Raw genomic sequence first — 19,209 nt, 5'->3', positions numbered from 1 at the left:
TGGCGCATGGCGTACGTCGGCGGCGCCCGGTCCGCCGACTGCCCGTTCTGCGTCGCGCCCGTCGACGACCCGGACGGGCTCGTGGTGGCGCGCGGTGAGGCCGTGTACGCGGTGCTCAACCGGTTCCCGTACAACCCGGGGCACCTGCTGATCTGCCCGTACCGGCACATCGACGACTACCCGGAGCTGGACGCGGCGGAGACGGCCGAGCTGGCCGAGTTCACCAAGACGGCGATGCGGGTGGTGCGCAAGGTGTCCAGCGCGCACGGCTTCAACATCGGGCTCAACCAGGGCCACGCCGCCGGGGCGGGCATCGCCGCGCACCTGCACCAGCACGTGGTGCCGCGGTGGGGCGGCGACAACAACTTCCTGCCCGTCGTCGCCCGCACCAAGGCCCTGCCGCAGCTGCTCACCGACACCCGGGACCTGCTGCGCGAGGCCTGGCCGGCGTAACGCCACGCCGCAGGGGTACGCGATTACGTCGTACCCCTGCGGAAGGATGGCCGCCATGATTGGCGAACTAAAGACCGTCGTGCTCGATACGCCCGACCTCAAGGGCCTGGCGGGTTTCTACGCCGAGCTGGCCGGGCTCGTCGAGCACTACGCCGACGACGAATGGATCCTCCTCAAGACCGCCGACGGCACCCGGATCGGGTTCCAGCGGGCCGACGACCACGTCCCGCCGCGCTGGCCCGACCCGGCGTACCCGCAGCAGATGCACCTCGACCTGCGCGTGCCCGACATGGCCGCGGCGGTCGAGCGGGCGGTCGAGCTCGGCGCGACGCGGCTGCCCGGCGGCGGCGACACCTTCACCGTGCTGGCCGACCCGGCCGGGCACCCGTTCTGCCTGTGCCAGGCCGACGTGGACAGCGTGGCGCTCGCCGACGTGGCGATCGACTGCGAGCAGGCCGGGCCGCTGGCCCGCTTCTACAGCGAGCTGCTCGGCTTCCCGGTGACCTGGGAGGGCGAGGGCGGCGCCATGATCTCCAAGGAGGGCAAGCTCGCGGTGATCTTCCAGGAGATCGCGGAGCATCGCGCGCCGCGCTGGCCCGACCCGGCATACCCCCAGCAGTTCCACCTCGACGTGGAGGTCGCCGACGTCGAGGAGGCGGAGCCGAAGGTGCTCGCGCTCGGCGCGACGCGGCTGCCCGGCGAGGGCGACAACTGGCGGGTGTACGCCGACCCGGCCGGCCACCCGTTCTGCCTGGTCTGGTGAACCTCCGGGTGTCCCGTGCGGACGTGCGGGACACCCGGCCGCCGTCACCGGCTGTGACGTGATCGGCCGAATGCAACCGCGAGCGCCTCGCCCACGTCATCATTCCGGTAGACGCATCGAACACCGCCCGGCCCCTCCGGCGCGGTGGATGCGGGGGGATGGGGACGGGGATGGTTTCACGGCGGGGGGTCTTCCGCATGCTCGCCGCGGGCGGGGTCGGCGCGACCGCCGCCGTCGTCGGCATGCGGGCCAAGAGCTGGTTCGGCCCGGACCGGCTGCCCATCGACGGCGGGTACGCGCCCGCCGGCAACGAGCTGGGCTGGCACAACGGCACGGTGCGCACCGTCTGGCACGTCAACACGAGCAGGCCGCTGGTGGCGCTGACCTTCGACGACGGGCCCGAGCCCGACTGGACGCCGCGGGTGCTCGACGCGCTGGACGAGCTGGGCGCCAAAGCGACGTTCTTCGTCGTCGGCGAGCGGCTGGTCAAGAACGCCGGCCTGGTCAAGGGGCGCTACGCCCGGCACGAGGTCGGCAACCACACCTGGGCGCACAAGGACCTCGCCCAGCGCGACGAGCGCAAGGTGCGCGAGCAGCTGCGCCGCTGCCACGACGCGATCACCGAGCACGTCGGCCGGGTCCCGACGCTGCTGCGCCCGCCGTGGGGGCACCTCGGCGGGTCCACGCTGACCGTCGCCGAGGAGTTCGGGTACGACGTGATCATGTGGTCGCAGCGGATGCGGGAGAGCGTGTTCGTGGACGATCCGGGCGGGATCGTGGCCGACACCGCCGAGGCGGCCCGGCCCGGCACCGTGATCCTCGCCCACGACGTCGGCCCGAAGGACCGGCTGGTCTGCATCGACAACCTGCGGGAGATCATCAAGGCGGTCCGTGCCCGCGGCTTCGAGTTCGCCACGGTCTCCGAGCTGCTCGCCGCCGCCGATCCGGCCCCCGCCACGGCCACCTGACGCGCCGCGGCGGGGACGGGCGGCTCAGCGCGACGTGGCGTGGTCCTTGCGGGCCTGGTCGGCGAGGTGGCCGGGCATGGGCTCGTAGCGGGCGAACTCGCGGGTGAAGGTGCCCGCGCCTGCCGTCATCGAGCGCAGGTCGACCAGGTAGCGCAGCAGCTCCACCGCCGGGACCTCGGCGCGGACCTGGGTGCGGTCGCCGCCGCCGGGGTCCGACTCGGAGCCGAGCACCCGCCCGCGGCGGCCGGACAGGTCGCTCATCACCGCGCCCACCGCGCTGTCGGGCACCGTGATGACCACCTCGTCGACCGGTTCCAGGAGCGTGATCTGCGCCTTCTCCGCGGCGTCCTTGAGCGCCATGCTGCCCGCGGTCTGGAAGGCGGCGTCGGAGGAGTCGACGCTGTGCGCCTTGCCGTCGACCAGGGTGACCCGGAAGTCGACGACGGGGTAGCCGGCCGCGATGCCGCGCTCGGCCTGCGCGCGTACCCCCTTCTCGACGCTGGGGATGTAGTTGTGCGGGATCGCGCCACCGACGATCTTGTCGACGAACTCGATGCCCGCGCCGCGCGGCAGCGGCTCCAGCTGGATCGCGCACACGGCGTACTGGCCGTGCCCGCCGGACTGCTTCACGTGGCGGCCCTGCCCGGCGGCGGGCGCGGCGAACGCCTCGCGCAGCGCGACCTTGGCCGGTTCGGTGCTCAGCTCGACGCCGCCCGCGCGCAGCCGGTCCAGCACCACATCGGCGTGCGCCTCGCCCATGCACCACAGCACGAGCTGGTGGGTCTCCGGGTTGCGCTCCAGGCGCAGCGTCGGGTCGCCCGCGACCAGCTTGGCCAGGTTCTTGGCCAGGGCGTCCTCGTCCGAGCGGGTCTTGGGCACCACGGCCACCGGCAGCAGCGGCTCGGGCATCTGCCACGGCGCCATCAGCAGCGGCCGGTCCTTGGCCGAGATGGTGTCGCCGGTCTCGGCGGCGGTGGACTTGGTGACCGCGCAGATGTCACCCGCGATGCACTTGCCGACCTCGCGCAGGCTGGCGCCCAGCGGTGAGTAGAGGTGGGTGACCCGCTCGTCGGCGTCGTGGTCGGGGTGACCGCGCTCGGCCAGGCCGTGGCCGCTGATGTGCACCGGGGTGTCCGGGCGCAGCGTGCCGGAGAAGACACGGACCAGGCTGACCCGGCCCACGTACGGGTCGATGGTCGTCTTGACCACCTCGGCGACCAGCGGGCCGTCCGGGTCGCAGGTGAGCGCGTCACGCGGGGCGCCGTCCACGCCGGTGACCGCGGGCAGCGGGTGCTCCAGCGGGGTCGGGAAGGCCCGGGTGAGCAGCTCCAGCAGCGCGTCCAGGCCGACGCCGGTCTCGGCGCAGACGGGCACCACGGGGTGGAAGTGGCCGCGGGCCACTGCCTTCTCCAGGTCGTCGACGAGCACCTGCTGGTCGATGGCCTCGCCCGCGAGGTAGCGGTCCATCAGGGTCTCGTCCTCGCTCTCGGCGATGATCCCCTCGATCAGCTCGCCGCGGGACTCCTCGATGGCGGGCAGGTGCTCCGGGTCGGGCTCGCGCACCTGGGGCGGGTAGCCGCCGGAGTAGTCGTACACCTGCTGCGAGATCAGGCCGATCAGGCCCTCGACGGACTGGCCGTCGTCGCCGTGCATGGGCAGGTACAGCGGCTGGATCTCCTCGCCGAAGACCCGCTGGCACAGCGCGAGGGCCTCGTCGAAGTCGGCCCTCGGGTGGTCCAGCCGGGTGATCGCCACGGCGCGCGGCATGCCGACCGCGGCGCACTCCTCCCAGAGGGTGGCGGTGGCCGCGTCCATCCCGTCCCAGGCGCTCACCACGAACAGGGCGGCGTCGGCGGCGCGCAGGCCGGCCCGCAGCTCACCGACGAAGTCGGCGTAGCCGGGCGTGTCCAGCAGGTTGACCTTGACCCCGTCGTGGGTCAGCGGCGCGCAGGCCAGCGCGACCGAGCGCTGCTGCTTGACGGCGGCCGGGTCGTGGTCGGTGACGGTGCTGCCGTCGGCGACCGAACCGGCCCGGCCGATCGTCCCGGTGGCCGCGAGCAGCGCCTCTACCAGCGTCGTCTTGCCGCTGCCGGCGTGCCCGACCACCACGACGTTGCGCACGTCGGAAGGCTCCTCGGCGACCTGCGCCGGAGCCTGTGAGACCTTCTCCCTGTCGCCGCGCGCCATGTCCGCCTCCTGTATCCGTGTCGGTTACTGCATTGTTTCCCGATCCCACACCCATCGGGCGTTCGGACACAAGACCGGCGTGCGCGTGTCGCCGCCGTCGAGCGCCGTGACGCCCACCGCTATCGTTAGCGCCATCATGGCGAAGATCCTCAGCGTGGTGGGCAAGGCCGGTACGGCCCGGCTGCTAGATCCTCTCAGCCGGGCGCTGCTCCGCGCGGGTGTCAGCCCGAACGCGGTGACCGTGGTGGGCACCCTGGGCGTGCTGGTCGGGGCGTTCGGCTTCGCAGCGCGCGGGCACTTCGTCGCCGCCGTGTTGATCATCCTAGTGTGCGGCCTCACCGACGTGATGGACGGGGCGATGGCGCGGGCCCGCGGCAGCGCCAGCCGCTACGGCGCGTTGCTGGACTCGACGATGGACCGCATCGCCGACGGTGCCATCTTCGCGGGCATCATCTGGTGGTACGCCGGCACCGGCGACCGCTGGGCACTGGCCGCGGCCCTGATCTGCCTGGTCGCCGGGCAGGTCGTGTCCTACGTCAAGGCGCGCGCCGAGGGTCTGGGCATGTCCTGCCACGTGGGCCTCGTCGAGCGCGCCGAGCGCCTGATCATCGTCGGGGTGGGCGCGCTGCTCACCGGCTTCGGCCTGGCCTGGGGCCTGCCCGCGTCGCTGTGGCTGCTCGCGGCCGGCTCCATCTTCACCGTCGGCCAGCGCATGTGGCACGTGCGCAGGCACGAGGCCGCCGGGGAGGCGGTGTGAACAAGGAGCGGCTTGTCGAGCTGGGTTATGCGGCCGGGTGGCGGCTGGTGCGGACCATGCCCGAGCCTGCCGCGAAGGCGCTGTTCCGGGCCGGTGCGGACCGGGCGGCGGCCAAGCGCGGCCCCGGGGTGCAGCGCCTGGCCCGCAACCTGAGCTGCGTGCTGGGCGAGCCCGCACCCGATTCGCTGGTACGCGACGCGATGCGCTCGTACGCCCGCTACTGGCTGGAGGCGTTCCGGCTGCCGTCGAAGTCGCGGGAGCAGCTGCGCGACGGCTTCCGGCTGCACGACTACGACAAGCTGGCCGCGGCGCACGCGGCGGGCACCGGCGCGATCGTGGCGCTGCCGCACGCGGGCAACTGGGACGCGGCCGGAGCGATGGTGACCGCGAGCGGCCTGCCGCTGACCACGGTCGCCGAGCGGCTCAAGCCGGAGGGCGTCTACCAGCGCTTCCTCGCCTACCGCGAGCAGCTGGGCATGAGCATCATCCCGGCCACCGGCGGGCAGGGCTCGCCGATCGACATCCTGGCGGAGCGGCTCGGCCAGGCGCACATCGTGCCGCTGCTGGCCGACCGGGACCTGTCCGCGCGCGGGGTCGAGGTCGACTTCTTCGGCGGGCGCACCCGCATGCCGGCCGGCCCGGCGATGCTGGCGCTGCGCACCGGCGCGCCGCTGTTCGTGGTGGACATGTGGTACGAGCCGGACGCGGGCTGCGGCCGGGTGGTCGGCCCGCTGCCGGTGCCGGACCCGTCGGCGGGCTCCCTGGACACGAGAGTGCGGCTGCTCACCCAGCAGGTGGCCGACGGCCTGGCGCGCGGGATCGCCGCCCACCCGGCAGACTGGCACATGCTCCAGAAGCTGTGGCTGACCGAGCCGCCGATGAACGGCTCCGGGACGGCCCGCCGCGCGGTGGCCTCCGCCGGCGCCACCGACCCGGAGGAGTGACGTGCGGATCGGGATCGTCTGCCCGTACTCGCTGGACGTGCCGGGCGGGGTGCAGTTCCACGTGCGCGACCTCGCCGAGACGCTGATCGGGATGGGGCACGAGGTGAGCGTGCTCGCCCCCGCCGACGACGACCAGCCGCTGCCGGACTACGTGGTGGCCGCCGGGCGGGCCGTGCCGGTGCCGTACAACGGCTCGGTGGCCCGGCTGAACTTCGGGCCGATCTCGGCCGCGCGGGTGCGCCGCTGGCTGCACCAGGGCGACTTCGACGTGCTGCACGTGCACGAGCCGCTCACCCCGAGCCTGTCGCTGCTGGCCGTCATGTCGGCGCGCGGCCCGGTGGTGGCCACCTTCCACACCGCGATCACCCGGTCCCGGGCGCTGGCGGCGGGCGCGCCGGTGGCGCGGGTGGTGCTGGAGCGGATCACCGGCCGCATCGCGGTCAGCGAGCTGGCCCGCCGGGTGCAGGTCGAGCACCTGGACGGCGGCGCCGTGGAGATCCCCAACGGGGTGTCGGTGGCGCACTTCGCCGATGCCGAGCCGCTGCCCGGCTGGCCGGGGGAGTGCGCGCCGGGCTCCGGCGGCACCGTCGGCTTCCTGGGCCGCTTCACCGAGCCGCGCAAGGGCTTCGACATCCTGGCCCGCGCGCTGTCCGACGTCATGCCGCAGCGGCCCGGGATGCGGCTGCTGGTGGCCGGGCCCGGCGACCTGGCCGAGATGGAGCTGCCCGCGGAGGTCGCGGCGCGCACCACGTTCCTGGGCAAGGTCTCCGAGCAGGACAAGGCGCGCATGCTGCGCAGCGTCGACCTCTACATCGCGCCCAACACCGGCGGCGAGTCCTTCGGCATGATCCTGACCGAGGCGATGGCGGCCGGGACCGCGGTCGTCGCCACCGACCTCGACGCGTTCCGGCGGGTGCTGGACGGCGGCCGGGCGGGGGCGCTGTTCCCCAACGGCGACGCGGGCGTGCTCGGGCAGACCATCAGCGAGCTGCTCGACGACGCGCAGCGGCGGCAGGCGCTGGCCGCGCACGCGGGCAAGGTGGTCGCGGCGTACGACTGGCCGGTGGTCGCCTCGCGGGTGCTGGAGGTCTACAACTCGGCGATCGAGGCCTGCGGGGAGACGGTCAGCGGCGCCGAGGAGCCGGCGGAGTGGTAGCGGGAACGCGCGCTTAACAGCGCCCCACTACGATGCCCCGCATGGGTTGGGTGATCGGCGTGGTGGCCTTGGTGGTCGTGATCGCGTCCTACGTCACCTGGACCGCGAGCCGGGTGGACCGGCTGCACCTGCGCGCCGCCTCGGCGGGCCGGGCCCTGGACTCGCAGCTGGTGCGCCGTGCGGCCGCCGCGGCGGTGCTGGCCGAGACGGAGCTGGCGGCCGATCCGGCGGGTGCGGACCTCTACGCGGCGGCCCGTGCCGCGCTCGACGCCCGCGAGGACGACCGCGAGGCCGCCGAGAACGATCTCACCCGGACCCTGCGCAAGCAGCCCTTCGACCCGCAGGAGCCGAACGGGGCGGCGGTGGTGGCGGCCAGCCGCCGGGTCGCGCTGGCCCGGCAGATGCACACCGACCTGGTCCGCGCCGCGCTCGCCTCCCGCGAGCGCCCCCTGGTCCGCGTACTGCGCCTGAACCGCAAACACACCCGCCCGGCGTACTTCGACATCGACGACCCGACCCTTGCGGGTGCGTGAGCCGGCAGCCATGATCGCGGTCTCGTGCCATGATCTGTGGTCTGGCCGCAGGTTGTGACACGAGACACCGATCTTCGCTATGCACCTGCCGCGGCGACGGGCGAGCGGTGCGACCTGGGTCACCGCCGGGGAGCGAGCGCAGGTCAGGCGTGTGATGCGGGTCACAGGCCGGGCCACCGGGTGTTGATTGGCAGTGGGGGCGGCGAAGTGGCCCCACGTAGAATCGGGTGCAGCGGAGCCTGTGAACGCCCAGGTAGGCGCGCCGGCTCGCTGCTTTCGAGATCCCGTTGGTCAGGAGAAGCGCGACATCATGTCTGCAACCGAGTCTGTGAACGTACCGGTGACCGGCACCGCCCGCGTGAAGCGCGGCATGGCCGAGATGCTCAAGGGCGGCGTGATCATGGACGTCGTCACCCCGGAGCAGGCGAAGATCGCCGAGGACGCGGGCGCCGTCGCCGTCATGGCGCTGGAGCGCGTGCCGGCCGACATCCGCGCCCAGGGCGGCGTGTCCCGGATGAGCGACCCGGACATGATCGACGGCATCATCAACGCAGTCTCCATCCCGGTCATGGCCAAGGCCCGCATCGGTCACTTCGTCGAGGCCCAGGTGCTCCAGGCGCTCGGCGTCGACTACGTGGACGAGTCCGAGGTGCTCACCCCGGCCGACTACGCCAACCACATCGACAAGTGGCAGTTCACCGTGCCGTTCGTGTGCGGCGCGACCAACCTCGGCGAGGCGCTGCGCCGGATCACCGAGGGCGCGGCCATGATCCGCTCCAAGGGCGAGGCCGGCACCGGTGACGTCTCCAACGCGACCACCCACATGCGGAAGATCCGCGCCGAGATCAAGAAGCTGACCACGCTGCCCGCCGACGAGCTCTACGTCGCCGCCAAGGAGCTGCAGGCGCCGTACGAGCTGGTCAAGGAGGTCGCGGAGACCGGCAAGCTGCCGGTCGTGCTGTTCACCGCGGGCGGCATCGCCACCCCCGCCGACGCCGCGATGATGATGCAGCTCGGCGCCGAGGGCGTGTTCGTCGGCTCCGGCATCTTCAAGTCGGGCAACCCGGCGCAGCGCGCCGAGGCCATCGTGAAGGCCACCACCTTCTACGACGACCCGGACGTGCTCGCCAAGGTCTCCCGCGGCCTGGGCGAGGCCATGGTCGGCATCAACGTCGACGAGATCCCGCAGCCGCACCGCCTGGCCGAGCGCGGCTGGTGACCCGATGATCGTCCGACTTGCCAGGCACATGGGCGAAAGCGCGCCCAAGATACGCACAGCTGCCAGGCAAGTCGGACGATCAACCGGACGATCGACCGGACGATGAGGACGATGGACGCGCACGCGGCACCCCGCCGCGTGCGCGTCTTTCCGTCCGGGGTCAGCTCTCGGCGACGAGCCGGCACACCAGCACGGTGAGCGGCATGACCACGGCGTACGCGCCGATGACGCCGGCTATCGAGCCGGTGCGCCGCCGGGCCCAGCCGAGCACGAGCCCCACCGCGAGCGCCGCCGATGCCGTCGGCGTGCCGTACGAGACGAACGTGCTCGCGTAGATCGCCGCCGCGACGACCACGTCCCACCGGCCCACGACCCCGGCCAGGGCCGGGATGAGCAGGCCGCGGAACAGCACTTCGGCGGCGAGCCCGGCCGGTGCGGCGAGGGCGACGGCGAGCAGGACCGGGACGCCTCCGGTCACCGCGAGCAGGTCCGGCGCCAGCAGGTGGACGAGCAGCCCCAGCGGGACGCCCGCCAGCATGACGGCGGCGTGCTCACCCCAGCCGGTGTCGCCGCGCAGCCGCAGCCAGTCCCGCGGGCACGCGCGTGCCGCCGCCGTGACGGCGACGCCGAGGGCCAGCGCGGCGACGGCCGCCCGCGCGGGCGACGCCTCGCCCGGCACGGCCTCCGTCACCACCCGGGTGACCGGGACCGCCACCAGCACCGGCAGCAGCGCCGCGGCCTGCTCGCCGACGAGGGGCAGCCGGGCGCACAGGGCGAGCGCGAGGAACGCCAGACCCGCCACCGCACCGGGCACGTACACCGTGCGCAGCAGTTCGAGCGCCGCGAGCGCCGGGAGGTATTCGGCCAGCAGCACCCGGCCGAGGACCGGGGACACCGCGGGCTCCGGCGGAGCCGGCGGGGCCAGGACGGACGTCGCGCTACGAGAGGTCACGGAATCGCTCCAGCACGGTGTACGCGAAGACGACGAACAGCGGCGCGATGACGACGTCGAGCAGGCGGAGCGTCTCCCGGCGGGGCGGTCGCCGCGCGCCCTGCAGCAGCACCTTCGTGACGAGCGCGGCCAGGAGGATCGCGAGCATGGCGAGCCCGGTCACCGTCGCCGCCGCGGTGCCCACGCCGGACGCGGCGGCGAGGACCGGGTGCGGCCCGGCCGGGGTCACGAGGCCCGCCCGGCGGCCGGCCGGAGGCTCCGTAACAGCTCGGCGCAGGCCGCCAGCGAGGCGACGGCCACCAGCGCGGCGAGCCCGCGCAACGGCGACCACAGGCGCAGGTAGACCATCGCCTGGGACACCAGCAGGCCGAGGGCGAGGCTGACCCCGACCCCGAGGAGCAGGCCCAGCGGCCGGTCGGGCAGCCGGAGGAGCCGTACGCAGGCCGCCCCGGGCACCACCGCGAGGTAGGCGAGCACGGGCGCGGCCCGCACCACCCCCGGCACGTCCAGCAGCACGAGCGTCAGCACGGCCCCGCCCGCCAGCAGCACGAGCACGGGCGGCCACGCCCGGCGCGGCAGCCGCCCCCACGGGCGCGGGTCGTCAGCGATCCTTGTCATCTGTCTCCACCTTCGATGCGGGAAGCAGGACGTATATCGAGGCATCGGGGTTGGCGTAGACGAGCCGGAAGCGGCCGGAGCGCCGCACCTGCAGCTCCAGTTGCTCTCCCCAGCCCGCGGGCATGCCCAGGTAGGACTCGGCGAAGACGTACTGCCCCCGCGACAGGACGAGGTACGCGCCCTCGGCGTCGCGCCGCATCTCCTGCTCGATCGCGGGCAGGGTGCTCGGCCCCAGGTCGAGACCGAGCGGCCGGTACGCGTACCGCTCGATGTGCCGCGACCGCCACGGCACGTTGGACGTCACCGCGACGAGCGTCGCGCCCGGCGGCGCGTGGGCGTACAGCCAGTCCACCGCCAGCACGTCGTTCGGCCGGACCTGCTCGAAGCTCTCGTTGCCGTAGCGGGCGACGAAGAACGCGGCGGTGAAGGCGGCGCTCACCGCACCCGCCGCGACCGCCGCGACGACCCGGCTGCGGGCGTGCCTGGCGGGCGCGAACAGCGCGGCCAGCAGCACCACCATGAACGGGAGGCTGAACGCGTACACCCGCAGGATGGCCTCGCCGCCGTAGCTCTGCAGGGCGAGCACGGCGAACGGGGCCCCGGCCAGCGCCAGCATCGCGAGGTCGCCGCGGCCCGCGCGCAGCCGCCGCCACGCCCCAGCGGCGGCCAGCAGCCAGACGGCCACGGTGAAGCCGAGCCGCACCAGCACCACGGCCCGGTGCCCGTCGTCGCCCCGCACCCGCTGCACCGCCCCGGAGCTGATGGTGCCGGTCACGTTGCCGACGGACCCGAACATCGCCTCCAGATGCCCCGACCAGTAGGGCACGGTGAGGTAGCTGATGTACGCGACGAGGATGACGCCCAGCAGCACCGGCAGCGAGCGCGCCGTGCAGCGGCGGGCCAGCGCCAGCGCCGCCACGGCCGCCACGATCGCCACCGGGGTGAGCTGGTGGCTGGCGGTGCTGGCGGTGAAGATCACGAGGACCGCCGCCATCAGCCCGGCGGCCGAGCCCCGCCCGAGCCGGGCTGGCTCGGGTTCGTGCAGCAGCGGCGCCGCGGGGAGCCGGAGCGCGTCCCGCAGCCGGGCCAGGCGCGGCGAGACGTCCAGGCCCCGGCGCGTACGGTCCGCAGGGGACGGGCGGAACCAGACCACCAGCACCGTCAGCAGGATGAGGTAGAACGCGTAGTTCAGGCCCTGCGGCCCGAAGTAGTCCTGCCCCACCCAGTTGGCGGGCAGGAACAGCCACAGCGCGAGCCACGCCGTGCGCGGCTCCGGGGACACGGCGCGGGCCAGCCGGAACACGATCGCGCCGTAGAGCAGGTTGAGCACGACCGGCGTCCAGCCCAGCAGCGGCAGGGCGTCCGGCATCCCGGCCGCGCGGGTCGCCATCGCGGCCAGCGTGAAGAAGCCCGGCCAGTTGAACCTGGCGTCCAGGTGCGGCAGCGTCTCGCCGGTCCGCGCGACGTAGTCGGCGAAGCCGACGTGCAGCCAGCCCGAGATGAACCGCGGCAGCGGCTCGATGATCGTCGCCGCGCCGAACAGCAGCACCGCCAGCACGACGACATGCGCGGCGAGCAGCACCCCCGGCGCGGGCCGGGGGTGCAGGACGCCGCTGAAGAAGCTGATCGTGAGCAGGGCGAGCGCGCCGCAGAACTCCGGGCGCAGCGCGGTGACCAGGCCCAGGGAGCCGATCTCCGCCGCGTCGGACAGCCGCAGCGCGTGCAGCCCGAGCAGGAGCGCCACCGCGGGCGCCGCCCACCAGGCTGCGCTCAGCGCGGCCTCGCCCCAGGCCGCGAGGCGCCGCGGCCGGGCCGCCGCCGGGTGCGCCGTACCGGCGCTCACGACGCCGTCCGCAGCAGGCGCAGCAGCGACGGCAGGACCATGGCCGCGACGGCGAGCTGGCCGGTGAGGTAGGCGACGCCGACGCCGGTGGCCCCGAACTCCCCCATGGTGAGCCAGGCCAGCGACACGACCAGGGCGCTCGACGACGCCTGGACAGCCACGATGCGGCCCACCCGGCGCTGCACCCGGCACGCCGCGACGTACACGATCACGACGAGCTTGGGCAGCACCGCGATCGCGAACAGCCGCAGCACCGACGAGCCGGCCTCGGCGTACCGCGTGCCGAAGAACGCCAGCAGCAGCGGCGCGCACGCGTACAGCAGCACGGCGGCGGGGGTGAACAGCGCGAACCCGCGGCGCAGCATCTGCCGGGCGTACGCGGCCAGCCGCGGCTCGTCACCGGACCCGGCCACCGTCAGCGACGTGCCGAAGTGGAGGGCGACCAGCTCCAGCGAGGTCCCCAGCAGCCAGCCGACGTAGAACACGCCGTTGGCCTCCGCGCCCAGCCGCGCGGTCACGATGACCGGCAGCGCGTTCGTACCAGCCTGCATGAACAGGTAACCGACGTAGTCCAGTGCGACGAATCGGGCCAGCACCCCGCGGCCGGGCAGCGAGCCCGGCTGCCGCAGGGCGCGCAGCCGCGGCAGCAGCCGCCGGAAGACCAGGATGTTGACGGGCACGAGCGCGACGACGACCGCCACGTTCCACGACACGAAGATCCCCAGGCCCGGCAGCGACCCGGCCAGCAGCACCAGCAACAGGATCTTGGCGATGCCGTAGGCGGTGTTCTCCACCGGCACCCAGATGGTCCCGCGCAGGGCGGTGAGCACGCTGTCCTGCAGCGTGAAGACCCCCCACGCCGCGACGGCCAGGACGAACGCGGCGGCGAGCAGCGGCGTGCGGGCCAGGAACCCGAGTTCGTCCGACACCAGCGGGGCGATGAGCAGGAAGCCGCCGCTGACCAGGAGCGCCGCCAGGTAGCTCAGGCCGTAGGCGTACCCCACCAGCCGGCCGCGGTGCGGGCCCGCGGCGGGCAGGAAGCGGGCCAGCGCGCCGTTGAGGTTCAGCTGGGACAGGTTGCTGAGGAACATCATCGTCGAGACCATCGCCGTCCCCACGCCCACCTCGCGCGGCGAGTACAGCCGCGCCGCGAGCGCCCAGTAGGCGATGCCCAGCACCGAGCTGACCACGGTGTTGAGGGTGAGCGCGTACACGCTGCCGTTGAGCGGCTCGAGCAGATGCCGGCGCAGCCGCGTGACGAGCGGGGCGCCCGGCGCGGCGGTGCGAAGGGCGGGTACGCCGCCGGGCGCGCCCGCGGTCTCCGTGGGGCGCACGCTCAAGGCACCCTCCGGGCGTCGGCCTGCGGGGCGGTGCGGGCCGTGTCCGCGAAGTGCCGGGCCTGCCGGTACGCGCGCCAGACCCGGGTGCGCAGGCGCTCGCGGCGCCACGCGGGCGGCCAGCCGCGCCCGTCGAGCAGCGTGTCGAGCCCCGCCGCGCCCAGGTCGCGCTCGATGAGCACCCGGGCGACGGCGTAGAGGTCGTCCGCCTCGTGGCTCAGCGCGTTCTTGACCCCGCACGCCGAGCTGTAGCCCGCCGCGCGCACCTCCCGGCGCACGGCCGGGCTGTGGTAGCCGTACGGGTACGCGAACGACGACACCTGCTCCTGCAACCCGTCCTCCAGCGCCAGCTTGCTGAGCGACACCTCCCGGCGCAGCTCACTGCGGCGCAGGCAGTCGAGCGCCCGGTGGGTGTGGCTGTGCGACCCGATCTCCATCCCGTTCGCGTGCAGCTCGGCGAGCTGGTCCCAGCTGACGACCGGGCCGGAGCCCCGCGTCCGGGCGGCGCCCACCCGCGCGGTGACCACGTACGCCGTCGCCGGGATGGCGTAGCGGCGCAGCACCGGCAGGGCGGCGGTCGCCAGGTCGGCGTACCCGTCGTCGAAGGTGACCAGCACCGGGCGCGGCGGCAGCGGCAGGGCCGCACGCAGCATCGTGGTGTACCCGCTCACCGTCAGCGGGGTGCGCCCGCGCTCCCGGAGCAGCGCCATCTGCTCGTCGAAGTCGCTCGGGGACACCGACCAGCGCAGCTCGCCGTCGTGGGCGTCGTCGCTGACGCTGTGGTAGCAGAGGACGGGCACGGCCGTCCGGATCCGCCCGGCGCTCATCGGCCCTCCCGCCTGGCCGACCGGGCCGACGCGGCGTAGTACACCGGGCCCAGCGCCATCCCGGCCAGTTCGAGCAGGGTCAGCGAGGCGGGATAACCGCCGCGCTTGTGGCCGTTCTTGCCCGATCGCGGCAGCAGCGCGTACGCGATCCCGCGCGGCAGCCGCCGCAGCAGGTCGCGCCGCCCGGCGGCGTCCCGGGCCAGGCATTTGACCATGACGGCGCTCAGGCCGATGCCGTAGTGGAACAGCGACCGGCGCAGGTCGCGCAGCTCGCGCCGGTGCGCGTGCCAGACGAGCGCGGCGGGCTCGTACGCCAGCGTGTGCCCGCTCAGCACGGTGCGCAGGAGCACGTCGATGTCCTCGCCCGTACGGACCGGGCCGCGCGAGCCGAGCCGCGGGTCGAACCCGCCGAGCCCGCGCAGGACCTCGGTGCGGAAGGCCATGTTCGCGCCGGAGCCGTAGGAACCCGGCAGGTACGGGTAGAGCGAGCCGGGCGCGGCGGCCACCCGGCCGGCCCCGGCCGTCTCGACGCCGGCCCGGTCGAACCTGCGGCGGCGGCAGCCCTTGCCGAACCCGCCATACTGTTCGATCCACACCTGGGCCGGGGTCTCCAGCTCGCTCGCCAGCACGTCTCCGGTCACCGCGGCGACCCCCGCGTCGGCGAAGCCGCCGGCCAGCGCGCGCAGCCACCCCGGGTCCACGGTCACGTCGTCGTCGACGTACGCGACGATCTCGCCCCGGGCCTCGGCCAGGCCGCGGTTGCGCGCGTGGGTGACGCCCGCGCGCGGCTCGGCGGCGTAGCGCACCCGGGCGTCGCGCGCGGCGTGCTCCCGGACGAGCCGCGCCGTCCCCGCCACGTGCGGGGCGTTGTCCACGACGACGATCTCGTAGTTCGAGTAGTCCAGGCCGGAGAGCGAGCCGAGCGAACGTGCCAGGTGCGGGGTGCGCCCGCAGGTGGGCATGACCACGCTGACGAACGGTTCCGGGCCGTTCGGCGCCCGGCGGGCCGGGCAGGCCGCGCCGATCCCGCGGAGGGCGGCCAGGCCGGGGGTGAGCACATCGAGCGGCGGCAGGCCGTCCGCCCGCAGGTGCTCGTCGATCGCGTCCCCGAGCCGCTGCCTGATCGCCTCCTCGTGCAGCCGCGCGGCCAGCCCGCCCGGCGGCAGCTCCAGGTCGAGCAGGCCCAGCGGCTCGCCGTGCAGCCGCACCAGCACCCGCGCGGCGGCGTACCTCCCGCCCCCCGGACCACGGCCGTCGGGCAGCTCCGGCACGCCGTCGCACAGCTCGACCGCCAGCACCCGCACCGGCTGTGCCGCGCCGAGACCGGGCGCCGCCGGCGCGGTGCTGCTCAGCTCCGGCGGCGCGGCGCCGGCCCGGCTGGCGCGAAGTGCCCGCCCCGTCGCGTAGCCCCACGCGGTGACCAGCAGCCCGGCGACGATCGCGCCCGCCCGCAGCAGCCCGCCGTCGCGGGCCTCCCGCATCCCGCGGCGGACCCCGCGCGGCAGGGTCTGGCGGGTGTACGCCCGCTCCGCCGCGAGCCCCGCCCCGCTGCCGACCAGCCGGGCGACGACGGCCTTCGACCGGCCCTCGGCGAAGCAGCGGCGGCGGAAGTAGCTCCACGTCGCACGGTCCGCGGTGACCCGGTGGTGCACCAGCGCGCCGGGGTCGTAGAGGATCACGCTGTCGGGGTGCCGCTGCCGGATCCGGATGCACAGCTCCGTCTCCTCGCACCCGACGGGGACCCGGCCGACCCGGCCGAGCGCCGGGTCGAACCCGTCGCCGCCGGACAGGACGGCCCGCCGGAACGACATGTTGCAGCCGATGACATTGCGGACCGGCGCGACCTGCGCCGGCTGGCCGGTGTAGCTGCACCCGATCACCCAGTCGAACTCGGGCGGCAGCCAGCGCGGCCGCGCCCCGTCCCACACCGGCTCGGCCCGGCCGCCCACCGCGACCACGGCGGGTTCGCGGTAGTGCCGCAGCATCCGGGCCAGCCAGTCCGGCTCCGCCGCGGCGTCGTCGTCGAGGAAAGCGACGACGTCCCCCCGCGCGCACGCCACCCCGGTGTTGCGCGCGCCGGACAGCCCGGCCGGTCCGGCGCTCGGCACCACGGTCACCCCGGGGAAGGCCGCCCGCGCCCGCTCCAGCAGCGGCGCGTTGTGGTCCACGACCACCACGATCTGGTCGGCCGGGACGTCCTGGACCAGCACCGAGTCGACGGCGCGCACGATCTGCGGCCACCGCTGCTCGGTGTAGACGCAGATGACGACGGTCGTGGTGGGCGCGGGCTCGTGCTCGGCCAGGACGCCGCCGCCGTACGCGAGCGCGGCGTCAGACACTGACGAGGACGCGTTCGACGTTGCCGCGAAGCCAGCGCGGGTTGTCATGGTGACCCTCCGAGTCGATGAACAGGCGGATGTGGCGTAGCCAGTAGAGGAGGACGGCGGGCCGCTGCGGGATGCCGTCCAGCCAGGTGCCGACCCGCTGGGCCGGGACGTCGAGCGCGTCGCTGAGGCCGTGGTGCAGCGCGCGGAGCACCACGTCGCCGAGTTCCGCCCCGTGCGCCAGCCGGTGGGCGAGCACGTGCAGGTGCAGCAGGTCGTGCAGGGGCAGCTGCCGGGCCGCGGCGTGGTCCCAGTCCACGACGCCGGTGACGTCCGCCCCGCTGCCCACGAGCAGGTTGCCGGGCCAGAAGTCGCCGTGGATGAGCGACGTGCGCACGGAACGGCCGGACAGCGTCCCCACGATCTCGTCCTGGAGGCGTCGTATGCCCTGCCGGAGCCGGTCGCCGCGGGGCCGGGTCGCCGCGTAGGCGTCGAGCCGCCGCAGCGGCAGGTCCACCCACGCCCCGACCGTGGCGTCGTCGAGCCGCGTCACCTCGCTGGTCCGGGCATGCAGGTCGCTGATGAGGCAGACCGCCGACTCGAGCAGCGTCGCGTGCCGCGCCGAGCGCAGCGCGATCCCGCCGGCCGGCACCCCCGGCAGCGCCTCCTCCACGCAGTAGTACCGGCCGTCGAACTCGCCCTGCCCGGCACAGCGCGGGATGAGCGGCCGCAGGCGGTGCAGCCGGGGATCGCGGTGCAGGTCCGTGAGCACCCGGGCCTGGCGGCGCAGCCGCCGGACGCCCTCGGCGGTCCAGGGGATCTTCACCACGAACCGGCGCGGCGAGCCCGGGCTGGCGACCATCACCACGGCCACCGAGGTCGCCGTGAACGCGACCGCCTCGGTGTGCCAGGCCCGGCCGCGGCCGGCCACGCAGGCGCCCACGAGCTGCGCGGCCACCGCACCGGCCCAGGTCCGCTCGGCCCGGTGCAGCCAGCGGGTGCGCTGCTCGTGCAGCCGCAGCCGCGCGGCGCGCCACAAGACGGTCATCGGCCCGCCCTCTCCACGTAGTGCCGCCAGATCCGGGACAGCGCGTCGGCGAGCACGACGTCCGGCGGCCGGTCGGCGTCCACGTGCTCCAGGTCGGGGATGCGCTGCCGCAGGCGCCGGTAGTGCGCCCGCTCGGTCTCCAGGTGCGCCGGGTCGTACTCGCCGGACCGCACGTGCATCACCCGGCCCGGCACGTCCAGCAGCAGGACCAGGTGCGGCCGCGGGCACGACCGGCTGATCAGCTGGAAGTACGGCCGCTTGAGCCAGCGGAGCGAACCGCGCGGCGGCAGCAGCGCGTCGTACACGTACCGGTCGAAGACCGCCGTGCGCCCGAGCAGCCGGTGGCCCAGCCCGGTGAGGTAGCGGCCCCACGCCACCAGCGGCCGCAGCATGATGCGCAGGGTCCGCGCGACGGCCCCGGCGGGTGCGTCGTCGGCCTTCCACAGTCCCATGTAGACGCGGCGCACCGGGAAGAAGAAGGCAGACTCGATCCCCTTCGCCAGGGTCGACTTGCCTGCCCCGTCGGGCCCGAGGAGCGCCACGCTGGCCCCGCGCCGGCTCCAGGCCTGCAACGGCCGTTCCACCAGCCGCAGCGCGGCGGACCCGGCCGACCTGCGGACCGTGGTGAGCGGCCGGGTCCGGCGCCACGCCCGTCGCAGCGCGCCGCCCTGCGACTCCAGCGCGGCCCACTTCCTCGCCCGGGCCTGCCGCAGCAGCAGCGCGGAGCCGACCGCCGCGGGCACCGCCGCCGCCAGCGGGCTGTGCAGCGACGTCCGGCCGTGCAGCCGGTCGAGGCGGTGCAGGTGGCGGCTCGCGAAGGCGCGCTTGTCGAGCAGGCAGTGCAGCAGCAGCGCCCAGAACTCGTCCTCGGGCCGCAGCAGCCAGACGCCGTCGCGCCGCACCCGCCGGGCCAGGCACCCGTCCTCCGCGCCGGTCGGCAGCTCGGCGTGCCGACCGTAGGCGAGTTCGGTGACCAGGTCGAACTGCACCCAGCTGCTCGTGGCCGCGTCGAGTCCCAGGAAGAACACGTGCGTGCCCCGCCCGTACGCCGGGAGGCGGAGCAGCCCGCACGCCTTCAGGACGGCCAGGGCGCGCGGCAGGTCCGCGGCCGCGACGAGGACGTCCAGGTCGTCCCGGTCGCCCGCGCCGCCGCGCAGGACGCACCAGCGCACCGCCGCCGCGTCGAGATCGGCCAGCACTCTGCGGGCCAGGCTGTCGGGTCGGCGCAGCGCGGGGTGCCGGCTGGGGGCCGACAGGGCTCCCGCGGGCATGGGCATGTG

General features: G+C 74.6%; 18 protein-coding genes. 8 read left to right on the top strand and 10 right to left on the bottom strand.

The genetic code is table 11. The annotated features are described in order from the left end of the window. Positions 1-6 precede the first annotated feature (6 nt). The 3 genes from Cba03nite_RS26420 (at position 7) to Cba03nite_RS26410 (ending at position 2,184) form a co-directional block, all read left to right on the top strand. Positions 7-453 (top strand): HIT family protein, encoded by a 447-nt coding sequence (locus Cba03nite_RS26420; protein WP_203751608.1) that lies wholly within the window; start codon positions 7-9, stop codon positions 451-453. 55 nt (positions 454-508) lie between these two features. Then, positions 509-1,216: a VOC family protein gene (locus tag Cba03nite_RS26415; RefSeq protein ID WP_203751494.1), complete on the top strand. Its 708-nt coding sequence runs from the start codon at positions 509-511 to the stop codon at positions 1,214-1,216. Between the two features lie 170 nt (positions 1,217-1,386). Further along, positions 1,387-2,184 (top strand): polysaccharide deacetylase family protein, encoded by a 798-nt coding sequence (locus Cba03nite_RS26410; RefSeq protein WP_203751491.1) that lies wholly within the window; start codon positions 1,387-1,389, stop codon positions 2,182-2,184. Between the two features lie 24 nt (positions 2,185-2,208). Here Cba03nite_RS26410 and Cba03nite_RS26405 read toward each other — a convergent pair whose 3' ends face one another. Further along, positions 2,209-4,371 carry an elongation factor G-like protein EF-G2 gene (locus tag Cba03nite_RS26405; RefSeq protein ID WP_203751489.1) on the bottom strand — a complete coding sequence of 721 codons (2,163 nt, stop codon included), beginning with the start codon at positions 4,369-4,371 and terminating at the stop codon, positions 2,209-2,211. Positions 4,372-4,507: 136 nt separating this feature from the next. Between Cba03nite_RS26405 and pgsA the strand changes: the two genes are divergently transcribed. The 5 genes from pgsA to pdxS all read left to right on the top strand — a co-directional run bounded on the left by pgsA (position 4,508) and on the right by pdxS (position 8,980). After that, positions 4,508-5,128: a phosphatidylinositol phosphate synthase gene (pgsA, locus tag Cba03nite_RS26400; protein ID WP_203751487.1), complete on the top strand. Its 621-nt coding sequence runs from the start codon at positions 4,508-4,510 to the stop codon at positions 5,126-5,128. Next, positions 5,125-6,072 carry a phosphatidylinositol mannoside acyltransferase gene (locus Cba03nite_RS26395; RefSeq protein WP_203751485.1) on the top strand — a complete coding sequence of 316 codons (948 nt, stop codon included), beginning with the start codon at positions 5,125-5,127 and terminating at the stop codon, positions 6,070-6,072. Before pgsA ends, Cba03nite_RS26395 begins: the two co-directional genes overlap by 4 nt. 1 nt (position 6,073) lies before the next feature. Beyond that, a complete protein-coding gene (locus Cba03nite_RS26390; RefSeq protein ID WP_203751481.1) occupies positions 6,074-7,228 on the top strand; it encodes a glycosyltransferase family 4 protein in 1,155 nt (384 codons plus the stop codon). A 41-nt stretch (positions 7,229-7,269) separates the two neighbouring features. Beyond that, the gene (locus Cba03nite_RS26385; protein WP_203751478.1) at positions 7,270-7,761 is read left to right on the top strand and encodes a hypothetical protein; all 492 of its coding nucleotides are present in this window, start codon (positions 7,270-7,272) and stop codon (positions 7,759-7,761) included. Positions 7,762-8,071: 310 nt separating this feature from the next. Next, positions 8,072-8,980 carry a pyridoxal 5'-phosphate synthase lyase subunit PdxS gene (gene pdxS / locus Cba03nite_RS26380; protein WP_203751476.1) on the top strand — a complete coding sequence of 303 codons (909 nt, stop codon included), beginning with the start codon at positions 8,072-8,074 and terminating at the stop codon, positions 8,978-8,980. Positions 8,981-9,140: 160 nt separating this feature from the next. On the opposite strand, the gene Cba03nite_RS26375 is transcribed toward pdxS, so the two are convergent. The 9 genes from Cba03nite_RS26375 to Cba03nite_RS26335 are packed head-to-tail and all read right to left on the bottom strand — an operon-like array spanning position 9,141 to position 19,206. Then, positions 9,141-9,932: a CPBP family intramembrane glutamic endopeptidase gene (locus Cba03nite_RS26375; RefSeq protein WP_203751474.1), complete on the bottom strand. Its 792-nt coding sequence runs from the start codon at positions 9,930-9,932 to the stop codon at positions 9,141-9,143. Then, positions 9,919-10,161, bottom strand: coding sequence for a hypothetical protein (locus Cba03nite_RS26370; protein WP_203751472.1), 243 nt, complete (start codon positions 10,159-10,161; stop codon positions 9,919-9,921). Before Cba03nite_RS26370 ends, Cba03nite_RS26375 begins: the two co-directional genes overlap by 14 nt. Next, complete coding sequence (locus tag Cba03nite_RS26365) at positions 10,158-10,550, bottom strand: hypothetical protein (protein ID WP_203751470.1); 393 nt, start codon at positions 10,548-10,550, stop codon at positions 10,158-10,160. Before Cba03nite_RS26365 ends, Cba03nite_RS26370 begins: the two co-directional genes overlap by 4 nt. Next, entirely contained in the window at positions 10,534-12,393 is a 1,860-nt protein-coding gene (locus tag Cba03nite_RS26360; protein WP_203751467.1) for a hypothetical protein, read from the bottom strand. The genes Cba03nite_RS26365 and Cba03nite_RS26360 overlap by 17 nt, the downstream gene beginning before the upstream one ends. Then, positions 12,390-13,727: a lipopolysaccharide biosynthesis protein gene (locus Cba03nite_RS26355; RefSeq protein ID WP_203751463.1), complete on the bottom strand. Its 1,338-nt coding sequence runs from the start codon at positions 13,725-13,727 to the stop codon at positions 12,390-12,392. Before Cba03nite_RS26355 ends, Cba03nite_RS26360 begins: the two co-directional genes overlap by 4 nt. Positions 13,728-13,729: 2 nt before the next feature. Beyond that, entirely contained in the window at positions 13,730-14,557 is an 828-nt protein-coding gene (locus Cba03nite_RS26350; RefSeq protein WP_203751459.1) for a polysaccharide deacetylase family protein, read from the bottom strand. Further along, positions 14,554-16,944, bottom strand: a complete 2,391-nt coding sequence (locus Cba03nite_RS26345) for a glycosyltransferase (RefSeq protein ID WP_203751456.1) — start codon at positions 16,942-16,944, stop codon at positions 14,554-14,556. Before Cba03nite_RS26345 ends, Cba03nite_RS26350 begins: the two co-directional genes overlap by 4 nt. Then, positions 16,889-17,929, bottom strand: coding sequence for a phosphotransferase family protein (locus tag Cba03nite_RS26340; RefSeq protein ID WP_203751453.1), 1,041 nt, complete (start codon positions 17,927-17,929; stop codon positions 16,889-16,891). The genes Cba03nite_RS26345 and Cba03nite_RS26340 overlap by 56 nt, the downstream gene beginning before the upstream one ends. Further along, the gene (locus Cba03nite_RS26335; RefSeq protein WP_203751450.1) at positions 17,926-19,206 is read right to left on the bottom strand and encodes a nucleoside/nucleotide kinase family protein; all 1,281 of its coding nucleotides are present in this window, start codon (positions 19,204-19,206) and stop codon (positions 17,926-17,928) included. Before Cba03nite_RS26335 ends, Cba03nite_RS26340 begins: the two co-directional genes overlap by 4 nt. Positions 19,207-19,209: the final 3 nt, after the last annotated feature.

The sequence above is a fragment of the Catellatospora bangladeshensis genome (assembly GCF_016862575.1).
Lineage (GTDB): Bacteria > Actinomycetota > Actinomycetes > Mycobacteriales > Micromonosporaceae > Catellatospora > Catellatospora bangladeshensis.
Note: the sequence above shows the minus strand (reverse complement) of the source record. Positions and strands in the feature narration are given on the sequence as shown.

Coding starts and splice junctions, on each gene's coding strand:
- Cba03nite_RS26420 (WP_203751608.1), top strand. CDS start 7: ATGGCGTACGTCGGCGGCGCCCGGTCCGCCGACTGCCCGTTCTGCGTC.
- Cba03nite_RS26415 (WP_203751494.1), top strand. CDS start 509: ATGATTGGCGAACTAAAGACCGTCGTGCTCGATACGCCCGACCTCAAG.
- Cba03nite_RS26410 (WP_203751491.1), top strand. CDS start 1,387: ATGGTTTCACGGCGGGGGGTCTTCCGCATGCTCGCCGCGGGCGGGGTC.
- Cba03nite_RS26405 (WP_203751489.1), bottom strand. CDS start 4,371: ATGGCGCGCGGCGACAGGGAGAAGGTCTCACAGGCTCCGGCGCAGGTC.
- pgsA (WP_203751487.1), top strand. CDS start 4,508: ATGGCGAAGATCCTCAGCGTGGTGGGCAAGGCCGGTACGGCCCGGCTG.
- Cba03nite_RS26385 (WP_203751478.1), top strand. CDS start 7,270: ATGGGTTGGGTGATCGGCGTGGTGGCCTTGGTGGTCGTGATCGCGTCC.
- pdxS (WP_203751476.1), top strand. CDS start 8,072: ATGTCTGCAACCGAGTCTGTGAACGTACCGGTGACCGGCACCGCCCGC.
- Cba03nite_RS26365 (WP_203751470.1), bottom strand. CDS start 10,550: ATGACAAGGATCGCTGACGACCCGCGCCCGTGGGGGCGGCTGCCGCGC.
- Cba03nite_RS26350 (WP_203751459.1), bottom strand. CDS start 14,557: ATGAGCGCCGGGCGGATCCGGACGGCCGTGCCCGTCCTCTGCTACCAC.
- Cba03nite_RS26345 (WP_203751456.1), bottom strand. CDS start 16,944: ATGACAACCCGCGCTGGCTTCGCGGCAACGTCGAACGCGTCCTCGTCA.
- Cba03nite_RS26340 (WP_203751453.1), bottom strand. CDS start 17,929: ATGACCGTCTTGTGGCGCGCCGCGCGGCTGCGGCTGCACGAGCAGCGC.
- Cba03nite_RS26335 (WP_203751450.1), bottom strand. CDS start 19,206: ATGCCCATGCCCGCGGGAGCCCTGTCGGCCCCCAGCCGGCACCCCGCG.